Here is a 13956-nt window from a genome sequence, read left to right as displayed (position 1 = left end):
GAGGCCCTACGGGACGGCGAGCGCGGCCGCGTGCAGGACGAGTTCAGGGGCCACGGAGACGGCGACGGCCCCGGCCAGGGCCACCGCGATCGCGAGACCGCCGGCGCGGCCGACCCGTACGCGCCTGGCCTTTCCGGCGGCGAAGAGCCGCGTGGCCCAGGTCAGGTAGTAGTACAGGCCGAGGACGGTGTTCACCGCCATGATCACGGCGAGCCAGGTCGCGGCGCCGCCGACCGCCGCGCGGAAGACCACGACCTTGGCGAGCAGCCCCATGACGCCCGGGGGAAGGCCGGCCAGGCAGAGGAGGAAGAACGCGAGCGCGAAGCCGCTGCCCGGGTTGACGCGGGCGAGGCCCCGGTAGGACTCCAGGTCACGGATGCCGCGCCGGGCGGCGACCGTGACGACCGCGAACGCCCCGATGTTCATGATCGCGTACATGGCGACGTACGCCGCAGTCGCGGTCATCCACTCGTGCGGGCGGACATGCGCTCCCCCGGCCATCGGGGCCAGGATGTAGCCGCTCTGGGCGACCGAGGACCACGCCAGCAGCCGTACGGCGTCGGTCTGACGGAGCGCGAGGAGGTTGCCGAGCGTCATGGTCGCCGCCGACAGCACGCCCATCAGCGGGCCCCACGTGTCGCCGTACGGCCAGAAGCCGACGGTCAGCACGAGGGTCAGCCCGGCGAACCCGCCGGCCTTCGACACGACGGACAGGAAGGCCGCGACCGGCAGCGGAGAGCCCTGGTAGACGTCCGGCGCCCAGAAGTGGAAGGGCACCGCGGCGATCTTGAAGCCGAACCCGGCGACGGTCAGGACGATGCCCGCGGCCGCCACGGGCCGCAGGTCGCCGTGGACGTGCGCCAGCCCGGCGGCCACCCGGTCGAGGTGCATCGCGCCGGTGACGCCGTACACGAGGCTGATCCCGAACAGCGTCACCGCCGACGACACGACCGACACGAGGAACAGCTTGAGCGCCGCCTCGGACGCCGTCCCGTCGTACCTTCGCAGCGCGACCAGCGCGAACACCGGCAGCGACAGCGTCTCCAGCGCGACGACCAGCGTGATCAGGTCCCGGCCCGCCGCGAGCAGCAGCGCCCCGAGGATCGCGGCGAGCAGCAGGAAGTGGTACTCCCCCACCGGCAGCGCGGACCGCCGCATCTCGCCGTGCGACAGCAGCACCACCACGATGGCCGCCAGCAGCACCACCGCCTGGAACAGCACGGTGAAGTCGTCGGCGGCGTACGAGCAGGAGACGTGCTCGCCGGGCCGGACGGCGGCCGCGCAGAACGTCGACCGCCCGTGCCCGAACGGCAGCGCCACCGCGGCCGCCACCAGCGACACGACGGTGAGCCCGCCGACGGCCTTCGCCGGCGCGCCGAACGCGTCGGCCAGCAGCACGACCACGGACGCCACCGCGACGATCAGGGCCGGGAGGATCGCCAGGTAGTCGATCGACTGGATCATCGTCCCCCCAGGAGCAGGCGTACGGCCCCGTCGGTGAGGTCGAGGAGCGTCTTCGGCCACAGCCCGATGAACAGCGTCGCGGTGATCAGCGGGGTCCAGGCCAGCAGTTCGTGCGATCGCACGTCGGCGAACCGCGCCGTGCGCCAGTGCTCGGCCACCGGACCGTGGGTGACCCTGGACAGCAGGCGCAGGAAGTACGCCGCGGTGAGGACCGCGCCGAGCCCGCCGACGGCCATGAAGGTGATGAACGTCGGCCTCGGCAGCCCCGCGTGCGGCTCGTACGCGCCGAGCAGGGCGAGCATCTCGCCCCAGAAGCCGGCCAGGCCGGGCAGTCCCATGCTGGCCACCGCCGCGAACGTGAGGATGGACGCGAGGTACGGGACCTTGGCGAGCATGCCGCCGCCGAGGGAGTCCAGGTCGCCGGTGCCGTACCGCTCCTTCACCGCCCCGGCCAGGAAGAACAGCAGGCCGGTGATGAGGCCGTGCGCGATGTTGCCGAACAGCGCGGCGTTCAGCCCGACGGGCGTGAGCGTCGCGATGCCCAGCAGCACGAAGCCCATGTGCCCGATCGACGAGTAGGCGATCATGCGCTTGAGCTCGCGCTGCGCGAGGCAGGCCAGCGCGCCGTACACGATCCCGATGACGGCGAGGAGACCGAGCCAGGGCGCCCAGACCTTCGCGCCCTCCGGTGCCATCGGCACGGCGATGCGGACGAAGCCGTACGTGCCCATCTTCAGCAGCACGCCGGCCAGCAGCACGGAGCCGATGGTGGGCGCCTCGGTGTGGGCGTCCGGCAGCCAGGTGTGCAGGGGCCACATCGGCGTCTTGACCGCGAAGCCGAGGGCGAGCAGCCCGAACGCCGCGACCTGCAGGCCGTGCGACAGGCCGGCGCCGTGCCGGGCGGTGAGGGCGGTCATGTCGAAGGTGTGGGCGTTCACCGCGACGATGAGGATGCCGACGAGCAGGAGGCCGGAGCCGAGCAGCGTGTAGAGGATGAACTTGTTCGCCGCCGCCCGGGCCCGCGGTGCCGCGTCCTTGCCGCCCGAGCCGCCCCAGTCGGCGATCACGAAGTACATCGGGATCAGGACGACCTCGAAGAACACGAAGAACAGCAGGAGGTCCAGCGCGACGAACGTGCCGAGCATCCCGACCTCGAGCAGCAGGACCAGCCCGATCAGCGCCTGCGGCGATCCGTCCCGCGACTCGGCCGGGGCCGGCAGCACCCGCGCGGTGTAGATCATGCACAGGAACGTCAGCGTCGCCGTCAGCACGACGAGCGGCAGCGAGATTCCGTCGACGCCCAGGTGGAAGCGGAGCCCGATGGACTTCGCCCAGGGAACGTCCACGCCGAGCTGCGCGCCGCGCCGGCCGTAGTCGAAGGCGGCCGCCGCCATCACCGCCAGCACCAGCGTCACGCCGGACACGACCAGGCCGTACAGCCTCGCCAGGCGGGTGACCCGGCGCGGGCTTCCGGGCAGGGGGGCCAGCATCCCCAGCGCGCCGAGGAGGGGCACCGCGAGCATCGCCGCGAGGATCATGTCGACACCGCCCGCTCCGCCGTGCGGGTCGATGCCGGCACAGCCCGCTTCGCCGCGAGGATCATGTCAGCACCACCACCGCGACCACGATGAGCACCACTCCCGCGAAGAGCCCGGAGACGTACGCCTGTGCGTTGCCGTTCTCGGTGACCCGCAGCAGGCCGCCGAGCCGCCGCGCGCCCCGGCCGGAGCCCTCGACACCCGCGTCGACGACGCGTTCGTCGGCGTGGACGACGAGCCGGGCCAGGGCCCGCACCGGCCGTACGATCGCCACGTCGTACACCGTGTCCACGTAGAAGGCCGCCCGCAGGACCGGCCGCAGCGGGCCGAGCAGGCGGACCGGGTCCAGTGCCGGGTCGTTGTTCCAGACGAGGTAGACGCCGCCCGCCCCGGCGGCGGCGCACAGCAGCGAGACCACCGCCATGCCCCACTCGGGCCGCAGCCGGTCGCTGAACGGCCCGACCAGCCCGAGGAGCAGCGACGGCACGGCGAGGACCGCGACCGGCCAGCGCATCAGCGGCGTCGCCTCCCGCGCCCGGAACGCCGACCGCCGTTCCCCGAAGAACGTCACCAGCCAGGTCCGCGTGGCGTACGCGGCGGTCACCACGGCGGTGACCAGCCCGGTCACCAGCACCAGCCACGCCACCCAGGACGGGATGGCCGGCGGGGCCCCGTGCAGGGCCTGCCGCAGCGCGTAGGTGTATCCCCCGGTGACCCCGCGTTCGTGCGATCGTGCCGGGATCATGTGGCGTACGGGCATGTAGATGGCGTCATGGCGGGACGGCGAACCCGCGAGGTGCGCCGCCCTCCAGGCCTGGGACAGGATCGTGTCCTTGCTGAAGAAGCCGCTGGCTGGCGGGATCCCGGCCAGCGCCGCGAAGCCGACCGTCATCGACCAGAACGTCACCGGCATGGCCAGGCGCAGGCCGCCCATCGCGCTCATCAGGTTGGAGCCGGCCGTGACGATCACGCAGCCCGCGCCGAGGAAGAGCAGCGCCTTGAACGCCCCGTGCGCCAGCAGGTGGAACACCGCGCCGTCCCGCGCGCCGACCGCCAGACCGGCCGCCATGTACGCGAGCTGGCTGATCGTGGAGTAGGCCAGCACCCGCTTGAGATCGTCCTGGGCGAGCGCGGCGAGCGCGGCGCCCAGCATGGAGATCGCGGCGATGACGCCGAGGACCGCCAGCGACGTGGGCGCGAACCAGAACGCCGGGTAGAGCCGGGCGACGACGTACACGCCCGCCGCGACCATCGTCGCGGCGTGGATCAGCGCGCTGATCGGCGTCGGGCCGGCCATGGCGTCCGGCAGCCAGGTGTGCAGCGGGAACTGCGCGCTCTTGCCCGCGACGCCGCACAGCAGCAGGAGCGTGCCGGCCAGCAGCGCGGTGTGCGACATGTACGGAAGCGACTCGATGATCTTGCGGATCTGGAACGAGTGCGCCGCCAGGCCCAGCACGAAGATCCCGAACAGGAACCCCACGTCGCCGAGCCGGGTGACGAGGAACGCCTTCACGGCGGCGCGCGAGGTCGCCCGGTCGTGCCAGTAGTGCCCGATGAGGAAGTACGAGCAGATGCCCATGACCTCCCACCCGACGTACAGCACGAGCAGGTCGCCGGACAGGACCACGAGCAGCATCGCCGCGGTGAACAGCGACACGAACGCGGCGTAGGAGGAGTAGCGCGGGTCGTCGCGCATGTAGGCGACGGAGTAGATCTGCACCGCGAGCGCCACGCAGCAGACCAGGAACGCGACCACGGAGGCGAGCCCGTCGACCTGCAGGGACAGCGCGATCGACGCCGTCCCCGTCGGGATCCGGGTCAGCGTGCCGACGTGCGACGCGGGGTTCCGCAACTGGGCCACGGCCAGCACGGCGGTGAGCACGGTGGACGCGGCGACGGGCACGACGGCGATCAGCGCCGGGCCGTTCGCGGGCATCCGCCGCGCCAGCACCAGCGCGCCGCGCCGCGTCGTGCCCGGCGACGAGGTCCGCAACCGGCGGGCCAGCGGGGACAGCAGATGCGAGACGGTGTGCCCGAACAGCATGCCGACCAGGGCGGCCGCGAACGGGAGCACGACCGCGACGGCCGCCACGACGATCACCGGCGCACCCCTTCGTCGTCGGTCATGGCGCCGACGTCGAGGTCGGGGTCCGAATCGCCCTCGGCGAGGGTGCGGAGCCGGTCGACGTCGACCGTACGGCGGTTGCGGTAGATCAGCAGCACCAGCGCCAGGCCGATGCCCACCTCGGCGGCCGCCAGCACGATGACGAACAGCGCCAGCACCTGACCGCCGTGCAGCCGGTCGGCCCACCGCATGTCGAAGACGACGAGGTTCAGGTTGACCGCGTTGAGCATGAGCTCGACGGACATCAGCACGAGGATGGCGTTGCGCCGGGCGAGCACGCCGTACACGCCGACGGCGAACAGCAGCGCCGCGATCACCACCGGGTAGACGAGATGCATCAGATCTCCTCGTCCACGCGGGACAGCACGATGGTGTCCTCGTCGTCGGGAGCGGGCCGCCGCTTGGCCGCGCCGAGCCGCCGCGCGACCGCGCCCCGGGGCGCGGTGGGCCGGCGCCGGGGCTCCGGGTCCTCCTCGGGCTCCGGCCCGGCACCGCGGATGTCGGTACGGGACAGCACGATCGCGCCGATCAGCGCGGCCAGCAGCAGCACCGACAGCGCCTCGAACGGCAGCACCCACGTCTGGAACAGGCTCCCGCCGAGCGTGTGCGACGAGCCGCTGCCCACCCGGTCCTTGATCGGCACGTACGCCGAGCGGAACCCGCGGACGAGCGTCGTCACCAGGACGCCCGCGGTCGCCACCGCGACGACGAGGGCGACGATCCGGTTGCCCGAGTCCAGGTCCTCCGAACGCCCGATCGGGGCGCGCGTCAGCATGATCCCGAACAGCAGGAGCACGACGACCGCGCCGACGTAGATCAGCACCTGCACCCAGGCGACGAACTCCGCCGTCAGCACGAGGTACGAGCCGGCCAGCGCGCCGAACGACACGACCAGCCACAGCGCGGCGTGCACGAGTTGCCGCGTCGCGACCACGAGCACGCCGGCGCCCACGGCGACCACTCCGAGCAGCACGATGACGACGTCCGCCGCGGTCACCTCGGCTTCAGCTCCTTGGGCGGCTCGGCGCCGGGGTCGTGCGCGGGCGGCGGCGGCACCGTCCACATCCACTCGCGGAGCCGGTCCCGCTCGTGCGTCAGCTCGTTGATGTCGTACTCGGCGTACTCGAACTCCGGGGACCAGAACAGCGCGTCGAACGGGCAGACCTCGATGCAGATGCCGCAGTACATGCACAGCGAGAAGTCGATGGCGAACCGGTCGAGGACGTTACGTGTACGCGCCCGGCGGCCCTCCGGGGCGGGCATCGTCTCCTTGTGCGAGTCGATGTAGATGCACCAGTCGGGGCACTCACGGGCGCAGAGCATGCAGACGGTGCAGTTCTCCTCGAACAGCGCGATCACGCCACGACTGCGCGGCGGCAGGTCGGGCTGCACCTCGGGGTACTGCCGCGTGATCGACCGGCGCGTCATCGTGCGCAGCGTCACCGCGAGCCCCTTCGCCAGGCCAGTTCCGGGAAGCCGTGCCACGGGTCACCATGATTACGTATCGGGAGCGTCTTTCCGAATCGACCGTATACCCATCGTGCCGAACCGGGGTGCGGCGCTTCGGAGGTCCTCCGGCTTACCATCGCCCCATGACGCGGTCGCCGATGCCCCCGCCCGGACGAGGGCCGTCGCGGCTTCCGCCGCGCCCTCCCTCGGACGGGTTGGGCTGGGCGGCGGTCCCGCTCGTCACCGTCGGCCTCGGCTCGCCGGTCTCGTTCCTGTACGCGGCGGTCCGGCGCCGGTCGGCGGGGATGGCGGTGGCCGCGGCGGGGTACGCGGCAGCGCTCACGGCGGCGTACGAGGCGATCGAGGCGCGGGGCGACCGGCCGCACACCTACGGCATGCTCCTGCTGCTGGGCACCTGGCTCGTCAGCACCATGCACGCCCTCGGCGCCCGCCAGCGCCTCTACCCGCCCGCCGACCCCAGCGACCAGCGGAACCGCCGGGTCGTGGAGGCCGCGCGGTACCGCCGGACGCTCCGCGCGGAGGCCCGCCGGATCGCGCTGGAGGACCGCGGGCTGGCGCACGAGCTGCGCATCGGCCGACCCGACTTCGACCCGCGCGCGTACGACGACGGCGGGCTGATCGACGTGAACCACGCCCCGCCGCAGGCGCTGCGCCTGCTGCCGGGCGTGACACCGGAGCTCGTCGACCGGATCGTCCGCTGCCGGGCCGAGCACGGCGCGTTCATCTCGGCCGAGGAGCTCGCACTGCAGGCCGACCTGCCGCCCCGCATCGTCCCCGACCTCGCCGAGTACGGCCTGTTCCTCACCTGACGCCGGAGCCCACCGGGCACACGGCCGCACCGACGCCGGCCGTTCGACTCGACCGAAGGAAGAGGGCGGGAGGGAACCCCTCCCGCCCCGGTTCGGGTCGGCCACACCACCTACGCGGTGAAGCGGTCGCGTCCCCTCGGCTTCTTCGGCTTGGCGTCCAGGAAGGCGCCGCGAAGCGCCCCCTTGACCCTCTCGCCCTTCGTCTTCGGGGCGTAGGCCGGCGAGCCGTCAGCGTACCGGGGGCAAGCCCCTCCCTCGTGCCAGCCCAGCGGGCGGTCGCAGGTACGGCAGTTTCCAGGCTTAGCCATTCGATGTCCTCCTTCTGTATCGCCGCCCGTCCCTCGCGGATGGGCGGGGGCCTCGCGATCGCGATCACGAGACCGATGAAGACCGTCCGGCATCGAGCCGACTCGGCAGCCATGTCATCGACGGCCGCAGGCCGCTGGCGCGGGGGTGGGGTAAACCGAACTCCCGGTTTCCGTACTGCCACGATCGTCCGGTGACCTGGTCGAACGCGAGCATGGAGGCACGACATCGCCGCTCGACCGAGGAGACCTCGATGACCGTGCTGACCACCAAGTCCCCGATGGCCGCCTGGTGGCGGACGCCCTTCACCGCCGAGCCGTGGCGGCGTACCGCCTACCTCCTGCTGGCGCCGGTCGCGGCACTGCTGGCGATCGCCGACGGCGGGCGGCTGCAGCGCCGGCTGGCGGGCGCGCTCCTCGGCCGCGGCGTCCGGGCCACCCGGCTGCGCGGGATCGCCGCCCTGCCGCTCGCCCTCGCCGGCCTGGTGATCACCGGCTACGGGTGGTCGCTCGTGGTCCTCAACCTGGCCTACCCGGTACGTTGGCTGATCGGCATGGGCGGATCGTACGAGCACGCGTGGGGCGGCCCCACGTTCGCCGGAGTCTGGGCGTTCCACGCGGTCTTCGGCGGGCTGACGTTCCTCTACCTCATGCCGTGGATCCTGCGCGGCCTGACCGCGCTGCACGTCCGGATTCTGGGGCGATGGAACGGATGACCCTCGACACGGCACTCCGGCCCGTGGCCGCCACGCGGGCGGCCTTCGGGCGGCGGGCGGCGGCCGAGCTGCTGTACGCCGTGCTCGGCATTCCGGCGGCCGTCCTCGGGTTCGGGTACGCGGTGCTGACGCTCGCGCTCGGCGCGGGCCTGGCCGTCACCGCCGCCGGCATTCCCCTGCTCGCCGTGGCCCTGGTCGGCGCCCGGCGGTTCGGCGGCCTGCACCGCGCGCTGGCCGGGCGGCTCCTCGGGGAGCGTGTACGGCCGCCGGCGCCGCACCGTCCCGGCACCGGCCTCTACGGCCGGGTCCAGGCCGTGCTGAGCGACACCGCCGGCTGGCGGGCGATGGCGTACCTCCTCGTGCGGCCTCCCCTCGCCCTGCTCCATCTCTACGTCATTCTGTTCACGTGGGGATGGGGCGTCGTCGCGCTCACCTATCCGCTGCAGCGCGCGTTCGGCTGGAACGACGTGACGACCCGCGACGAGCGCGGGATGATCCGGCACGGCTTCGTGGTCGGCGCCTTCCACCTCGACACCTGGCCCCGCGCGCTGCTCGTCTCGGCCGTCGGCGCGGTCCTGCTGTTCGTCGCGCCGCGCGCGGTGCACGCGGTCGTGCTGCTGGACCGGATCCTGATCCGGCGGCTGCTCGGCGACTCCTCCGCCGCCGCGCGCATCCGCACGCTGGAGGAGACCCGGGCGCGCGCGGTCGACGACGCCGCCGCGACGCTCCGCCGCATCGAGCGGGACCTGCACGACGGCGCGCAGGCCCGGCTGGTCGCGCTGACCATGCAGCTCACCCTGTTGCGGGAGACGGCGCCGGAGGGGCCGGTACGGGACCTCGCCACCGCCGCCCAGGCGACGGCGCGGGAGGCCGTCACCGAACTGCGCGAGCTCGTCCGCGGCATCCACCCGCCGGTCCTGGACAGCGGGCTGGACGCCGCCCTGGCCACCCTCGTGGCGGGCGCCGGGCTGCCCGTCGAGCTGCGCGCCGACATCCCCGTACGGCCGACGGCGGCGATCGAGTCGATCGCGTACTTCTGCGCGGCGGAGCTGCTGACCAACGTCATCAAGCACAGCGGCGCCACCCGTGCCGAGATCGAGGTGGTCCAGCACGAGGATCGCCTGCGACTGCGCGTACGGGACGACGGCTCAGGTGGCGCGGTCGTCGGCGCGGGTTCGGGCCTGCCCGGCCTCGCCGAGCGGATCCGGCCGGTCGACGGCCTCCTGGAGGTCGTCAGTCCTCCCGGTGGCCCTACCTTGATCACCGTCGAACTCCCTCCTCAGGCGTGAGGACCCGCCGCATGCGCATCGTGATCGCCGACGACGCCGTCATCCTCCGGGAGGGGCTGGCCCAGTTGCTGGCCGTACGTGGCCACGAGGTGGTCGCGGGGGTGGGGGACGCCGTGGCGTTGCGGGAGGCGGTCGCCGAACACCGCCCGGACGTCGCCGTCATCGACGTCCGGATGCCGCCATCGCACACGGACGAGGGGCTGCGGGCGGCGATCGACCTGCGCCGTGACCACCCGCGTACGGGGATCCTGCTGTTCTCCCAGTACGTCGAGACGCGGTTCGCCGCCGACCTCCTCGCCGGGTCGCCCGCGGGCGTCGGTTATCTGCTCAAGGAGCGCGTCGCCGACCTGGACGACTTCGTCGACGCGCTGCGGCGGGTCGCGGCGGGCGGGACCGCGCTGGACCCCGAGGTGGTGGCCCAGCTGCTGGGCGCCCGCCACCAGGGCGTCGGCGCGCTGACGCCGCGGGAGCGGGAGGTGCTGGCCCTGATGGCCGAGGGCCGGGCGAACGCGGCGATCGCCAAGACCCTCGTCGTCTCCGACCGGGCGGTGGAGAAGCACATCGCCAACATCTTCACCAAGCTCGGCCTGGCGCCGTCCGGCGACGACCACCGGCGGGTGCTGGCGGTCCTGCACTACCTCAGGTCCTGACCGGGCCGCGCCTCGCCCCTGAGCCCGCGGTCGACGAAGCCGATCATCCAGTCGAAGCTCTCGTCGGCGTCGCCGCTCCACTGGAACCCGCCGGCCGCCTGGAGCGCGGCGAATCCGTGGAAGAGACACCGCAGCGTGCGCTGGGCGTGCACCATCTCGCCGTCCTCGACGCCGTACCCGCGCAGGATCGCGGCCATCGACTCGAGCACCCGGGCGCTCGCGTCGTAGAGCTCGTCTCCGGGCCCGGTGACCTCGGCGCCGATCGTCGCGGTGTAGCGGCCGGGGTGGGCGGTGACGTACGCGGCGAACGCCCGGGCGAAGGCCGCCAGCGCGTCCGAGCCGGCCTTGCCCTGGATGGCGGCCCCTACGGCCTCGCCGAGCTCGGTCACGGCGAGGGTGGCGACCCGGCGTCGCAGGTCGTCCAGGCCGGCGACGTGCTTGTACAGGGACGGCGTGCGAACGCCGAGCCGCTGGGCCAGCGTGCCCATCGCCAGGTCCTGGTAGCCGACCTCGTCGGCCAGCTCGGCGCCGGCCCGCACGACGTCGGCGGCGGTCAGTCTGCCTCGCGGCATGGTCGCTCCTTCTCCGTCAGGCGGCCGTGTGCTGCTTGAGGAACGGCACCATGACCGCGGCGACCTCCTCGGGGAACTGCGCGTGCGGGTAGTGCCCGGCGCCCCCGATCATCGCCACGGTGCCGCGTCCGGCGGGCATCGCGGCGACGACGCCGTCCGCCTCGGCCGTCGGGTCGGCCCAGTCGGGGTCGAGCGTGCCCATGACGACCAGGGCCGGACGGGTGAGGTTCGGGAGCTGCGCGCCGGCGTCGGTCGGCTTGGACTGCCCCATCTTCCGCAGGGCCGTCATCCGGTCCTTGTCGCTCAGGCTCGCGCGGATCGCGCCGACCTGGTCGGCGAAGTCGGCGGGCTTCGTGCCGGGGTAGGCGTGATCGAGATAGCGGGTCCATGACTCCACGCTGCCGGTCATCGCCGTCCTCATCAGCAGGGTCAGGCCCTTGCGGTAGCGCCCGACCCGCAGGAGACCGCCGAGGTCGAGCTTCTGCGCCCGGGTGAAGGGAGCGATCTCGACGACGGCGCCGACCAGCTCGGGCTCCTGGGCGGCCGCGATGGTGGCGGCCCCGCCGGCGAAGGAGTGGCCGACGACGACCGCCGGCCCGCCCAGGTGCCGGATCAGCGCGAGCAGGTCCCCGGCCGTGTCCGTGCGGGTGTAGGAGGCCCAGCCGGTGCTGGACTCGCCGTGCCCGCGCAGGTCGGCGCTCGCCACCCGGAAACCGGCCGCGACGAGCCGGGGCGCGAGGTGACGGTAGGCACTGCGCAGGTCGCCCATGCCGTGCGCCAGCACGACCAGCGGACCCTCACCGGCCACCTCGTACGCGATCCGTCCGCCGTCGACGTTCAGGAACTCGGTCATGGCCATCTCCTCTTGGCTAATGCTCATAGCCATAAAGCTAATGCTGTTAGCCGACTGCCGTCAAGCGTCCCCGGCAGGGAAAAGGAACGCCCGCCCACGATCGTGGGCGGGCGTGGGGTCGACCGGACGGACTCAGCCGATGGCGATCTTGATGACGCCGGTGAGGGCCAGCTGGACGAGGGCGAGCGGGACCAGCCCGGCCCAGGCGAGCTTCTGCAGCTGGTCCTCGCGCAGCCGTGGGTAGCTCACCCGCAGCCAGATCACGACGAACGACAGCACGAACACCTTGATCAGCGTCCACAGCCAGCCGAGCTCGTGGTCGAGCGCCGGCCCCTTCCAGCCGCCGAGGAACAGCACGGTCGTCAGCGCGGCCAGCACCACGATCCCGGCGTACTCCGCCAGCAGGAAGAGGGCGAACCGCAACCCGGCGTACTCGGTGTACGGGCCGAAGATGATCTCGGAGTCGGCGACCGGCATGTCGAACGGCGGGCGGCGCAGCTCCGCCAGGCCCGCGATGAAGAAGACCACCCCGCCGATCACCTGCCAGGGCAGCCACCACCACCGCCACTGGTCGACGATCGTGGTGAGGTTCAGGCTGCCCGCCGCCATCGCCACCGACGACGCGGCCAGCACCATCGGCAGCTCGTACGACAGCAGCTGCGCGGCGACCCGCATGCCGCCGAGCAGGCTGTACTTGTTCGCGCTGGCCCAGCCGGCCATGATCGCGCCCAGCACGCCGACGCCGATCATCGCCAGCGCGAAGAACAGCCCGGCGTCCATCGACACGGCCACCTGACCACTCGGCCCGACCGGCACCACGATCAGCACGACGAGGTACGGGATCAGCGCGACCGCCGGCGCGAGCGAGAAGACCCGCCGGTCCGCGGCGGCCGGGATCACGTCCTCCTTCTGGGCGAACTTCACCCCGTCCGCGACCAGCTGCGCCCAGCCGTGGAACGCCCCCGCGTACATCGGCCCGAGGCGGCCCTGCATATGGGCCATGACCTTGTGCTCGGCCTGCCCGACCAGCAGCGGCAGTACGGCGAACGCGCCGACGACCAGCAGCAGCTTGACGATGACGACCAGGACGTCAGACATCGCCGCCCTCCGGGTCGATGCCGCGCGCCCGGCGACGCGGCGGCTGCTCCCCGGGAGCCTCGGCCGCCCCGCGGCGTGCACCCCGGCGCGTCTCCGCACCGGCGCCCTGCCGGGCGGCGGGACCCCAGTCCTGGGGTACGCCGGGCGGCAGCATCCGGCGGCGGCTCGGCGCTCCGCGCCCGGACTCGCCGGGCTCCTTCGCGCCCGGCCAGGGCTTGGCCACCCGCGCCGCCAGGACGAACTCCTTGCGCAGCGGATGCCCTTCGAACCCGTCCGGCAGCAGCAGCGGCTGCAGGTCCGGATGCCCGTCGAAGATCACGCCGAACATCTCATGCGTCTCCCGCTCGTGCCAGTTCGCGCCACGGTAGATCGCGGTCGCGCTCACCAGGCGCGGGTCCTCGCGCGGCACCGTCGTACGGATCAGCAGGTGGTGTTTCTGCTCGAGCGAGTGAAGGTGCGTCACGATCACGAACCCGCGCTCCAGCTCGTCGACGGCGGTGAGCCAGTCGAAGAAGCCGCAGTCCAGTTCGTCGCGCGCGAACGTCAGCGCCTCCTCCCACAGCTCCGGCGGCACGTCGACGGTCAGCAGGCCGAAGGACTCCTCGGCCCGCACGTCGTCACCGAACCGGCGCGCCCACGACACCGCCAGCTCAATCGTCATCGCTCAGCCCCGGGATGATCGTGTGGTCGGTGTCACCCTGCACGGGTGGCGGCTCGGCGAACTTCCGCAACCGGCCGCTCAACCGCCGCGCCTTTCTCTTCGCCCCGGCCTGCGACTCCGGCGCCTCCCCCGCGCCCCCGGCGTCGTCCGCCGCGTGCCCGGCATCGTCCGGCACTGCGGCCGGCCCGGTTCCGGCGTCCTCGTCGACCGTGGGCAGCACCTCGGTCGGCTCGTCCGGCCCCTTGGAGGACGGCCGCTCCCGGCCCGGCCCCGTCTCGGGCACCGTGGGCAGCACCTCGGTCGGCTCATCGCGACCCTTCGAAGCCGACCGCTCCGGGCTCGGCTTCGTCTCGGGCGCCTGCGGCAACACCTCGGTCGGGCCTTCCGCGACGCCCGGCTCGTCCGG

Annotated in this window: 15 protein-coding genes; 4 read left to right on the top strand and 11 right to left on the bottom strand. The window is 72.9% G+C overall.

Annotation, left to right across the window (positions count from 1 at the left end; all coding sequences use genetic code 11):
- Positions 1 to 6 precede the first annotated feature (6 nt).
- The 6 genes from AB0L00_RS01515 to AB0L00_RS01490 form a co-directional block, all read right to left on the bottom strand.
- Entirely contained in the window at positions 7 to 1464 is a 1458-nt protein-coding gene (locus AB0L00_RS01515; protein WP_364426909.1) for an NADH-quinone oxidoreductase subunit N, read from the bottom strand.
- Entirely contained in the window at positions 1461 to 3002 is a 1542-nt protein-coding gene (locus AB0L00_RS01510; RefSeq protein ID WP_364426906.1) for an NADH-quinone oxidoreductase subunit M, read from the bottom strand. Before AB0L00_RS01510 ends, AB0L00_RS01515 begins: the two co-directional genes overlap by 4 nt.
- Positions 3003 to 3063: 61 nt before the next feature.
- The gene (locus AB0L00_RS01505; protein ID WP_364426903.1) at positions 3064 to 5103 is read right to left on the bottom strand and encodes an NADH-quinone oxidoreductase subunit L; all 2040 of its coding nucleotides are present in this window, start codon (positions 5101 to 5103) and stop codon (positions 3064 to 3066) included.
- On the bottom strand, positions 5100 to 5465 hold the full coding sequence (gene nuoK, locus AB0L00_RS01500) for an NADH-quinone oxidoreductase subunit NuoK (protein ID WP_364426901.1): 366 nt from the start codon (positions 5463 to 5465) through the stop codon (positions 5100 to 5102). The genes AB0L00_RS01505 and nuoK overlap by 4 nt, the downstream gene beginning before the upstream one ends.
- The gene (locus AB0L00_RS01495; RefSeq protein WP_364426898.1) at positions 5465 to 6124 is read right to left on the bottom strand and encodes an NADH-quinone oxidoreductase subunit J; all 660 of its coding nucleotides are present in this window, start codon (positions 6122 to 6124) and stop codon (positions 5465 to 5467) included. Before AB0L00_RS01495 ends, nuoK begins: the two co-directional genes overlap by 1 nt.
- Positions 6121 to 6612: an NADH-quinone oxidoreductase subunit I gene (locus tag AB0L00_RS01490; protein ID WP_364426895.1), complete on the bottom strand. Its 492-nt coding sequence runs from the start codon at positions 6610 to 6612 to the stop codon at positions 6121 to 6123. The genes AB0L00_RS01495 and AB0L00_RS01490 overlap by 4 nt, the downstream gene beginning before the upstream one ends.
- A gap of 107 nt (positions 6613 to 6719) precedes the next feature.
- Between AB0L00_RS01490 and AB0L00_RS01485 the strand changes: the two genes are divergently transcribed.
- On the top strand, positions 6720 to 7406 hold the full coding sequence (locus AB0L00_RS01485) for a helix-hairpin-helix domain-containing protein (RefSeq protein ID WP_364426892.1): 687 nt from the start codon (positions 6720 to 6722) through the stop codon (positions 7404 to 7406).
- 110 nt (positions 7407 to 7516) lie between these two features.
- Here AB0L00_RS01485 and AB0L00_RS01480 read toward each other — a convergent pair whose 3' ends face one another.
- Positions 7517 to 7714 (bottom strand): hypothetical protein, encoded by a 198-nt coding sequence (locus AB0L00_RS01480; RefSeq protein ID WP_364426889.1) that lies wholly within the window; start codon positions 7712 to 7714, stop codon positions 7517 to 7519.
- Positions 7715 to 7905: 191 nt separating this feature from the next.
- Here AB0L00_RS01480 and AB0L00_RS01475 point away from each other — a divergent pair, with 191 nt between their 5' ends.
- Genes AB0L00_RS01475 through AB0L00_RS01465 form a run of 3 tightly spaced genes read left to right on the top strand, consistent with a single transcriptional unit; the run spans position 7906 to position 10366 of the window.
- Positions 7906 to 8427 carry a hypothetical protein gene (locus AB0L00_RS01475; protein WP_364426887.1) on the top strand — a complete coding sequence of 174 codons (522 nt, stop codon included), beginning with the start codon at positions 7906 to 7908 and terminating at the stop codon, positions 8425 to 8427.
- Complete coding sequence (locus AB0L00_RS01470; RefSeq protein WP_364426884.1) at positions 8415 to 9716, top strand: sensor domain-containing protein; 1302 nt, start codon at positions 8415 to 8417, stop codon at positions 9714 to 9716. The genes AB0L00_RS01475 and AB0L00_RS01470 overlap by 13 nt, the downstream gene beginning before the upstream one ends.
- An 11-nt stretch (positions 9717 to 9727) precedes the next feature.
- Complete coding sequence (locus AB0L00_RS01465) at positions 9728 to 10366, top strand: response regulator transcription factor (RefSeq protein ID WP_364426882.1); 639 nt, start codon at positions 9728 to 9730, stop codon at positions 10364 to 10366.
- Here the strand turns inward: AB0L00_RS01465 and AB0L00_RS01460 are convergent.
- The 4 genes from AB0L00_RS01460 to AB0L00_RS01445 all read right to left on the bottom strand — a co-directional run bounded on the left by AB0L00_RS01460 (position 10351) and on the right by AB0L00_RS01445 (position 13550).
- Positions 10351 to 10938 (bottom strand): TetR/AcrR family transcriptional regulator, encoded by a 588-nt coding sequence (locus AB0L00_RS01460; RefSeq protein WP_364426879.1) that lies wholly within the window; start codon positions 10936 to 10938, stop codon positions 10351 to 10353. The two genes, AB0L00_RS01465 and AB0L00_RS01460, sit on opposite strands and share 16 nt — an antisense overlap.
- Before the next feature lie 16 nt (positions 10939 to 10954).
- The gene (locus tag AB0L00_RS01455) at positions 10955 to 11791 is read right to left on the bottom strand and encodes an alpha/beta hydrolase (protein ID WP_364426876.1); all 837 of its coding nucleotides are present in this window, start codon (positions 11789 to 11791) and stop codon (positions 10955 to 10957) included.
- 132 nt (positions 11792 to 11923) lie between these two features.
- Positions 11924 to 12889: an NADH-quinone oxidoreductase subunit NuoH gene (gene nuoH / locus AB0L00_RS01450; protein ID WP_364426874.1), complete on the bottom strand. Its 966-nt coding sequence runs from the start codon at positions 12887 to 12889 to the stop codon at positions 11924 to 11926.
- Positions 12882 to 13550, bottom strand: coding sequence for an NADH-quinone oxidoreductase subunit C (locus AB0L00_RS01445; RefSeq protein ID WP_364426871.1), 669 nt, complete (start codon positions 13548 to 13550; stop codon positions 12882 to 12884). The genes nuoH and AB0L00_RS01445 overlap by 8 nt, the downstream gene beginning before the upstream one ends.
- Between the last annotated feature and the right edge of the window lie 406 nt (positions 13551 to 13956).

The organism is Actinoallomurus sp. NPDC052308 (assembly GCF_040679195.1).
GTDB classification, from domain to species: Bacteria; Actinomycetota; Actinomycetes; order Streptosporangiales; family Streptosporangiaceae; genus Actinoallomurus; species Actinoallomurus liliacearum.
The sequence above is the reverse complement of the archived record's forward strand: the minus strand, read 5'-3'. Positions and strand labels throughout refer to the sequence as shown.

Bases quoted from the DNA above. Each gene is read 5' to 3' on its own strand.
- AB0L00_RS01465 (WP_364426882.1), top strand. From the start codon at position 9,728: ATGCGCATCGTGATCGCCGACGACGCCGTCATCCTCCGGGAGGGGCTG.
- AB0L00_RS01480 (WP_364426889.1), bottom strand. From the start codon at position 7,714: ATGGCTAAGCCTGGAAACTGCCGTACCTGCGACCGCCCGCTGGGCTGG.
- AB0L00_RS01455 (WP_364426876.1), bottom strand. From the start codon at position 11,791: ATGACCGAGTTCCTGAACGTCGACGGCGGACGGATCGCGTACGAGGTG.
- AB0L00_RS01485 (WP_364426892.1), top strand. From the start codon at position 6,720: ATGACGCGGTCGCCGATGCCCCCGCCCGGACGAGGGCCGTCGCGGCTT.
- nuoH (WP_364426874.1), bottom strand. From the start codon at position 12,889: ATGTCTGACGTCCTGGTCGTCATCGTCAAGCTGCTGCTGGTCGTCGGC.
- AB0L00_RS01445 (WP_364426871.1), bottom strand. From the start codon at position 13,550: ATGACGATTGAGCTGGCGGTGTCGTGGGCGCGCCGGTTCGGTGACGAC.
- AB0L00_RS01515 (WP_364426909.1), bottom strand. From the start codon at position 1,464: ATGATCCAGTCGATCGACTACCTGGCGATCCTCCCGGCCCTGATCGTC.
- AB0L00_RS01460 (WP_364426879.1), bottom strand. From the start codon at position 10,938: ATGCCGCGAGGCAGACTGACCGCCGCCGACGTCGTGCGGGCCGGCGCC.
- nuoK (WP_364426901.1), bottom strand. From the start codon at position 5,465: ATGCATCTCGTCTACCCGGTGGTGATCGCGGCGCTGCTGTTCGCCGTC.
- AB0L00_RS01470 (WP_364426884.1), top strand. From the start codon at position 8,415: ATGGAACGGATGACCCTCGACACGGCACTCCGGCCCGTGGCCGCCACG.
- AB0L00_RS01510 (WP_364426906.1), bottom strand. From the start codon at position 3,002: ATGATCCTCGCGGCGATGCTCGCGGTGCCCCTCCTCGGCGCGCTGGGG.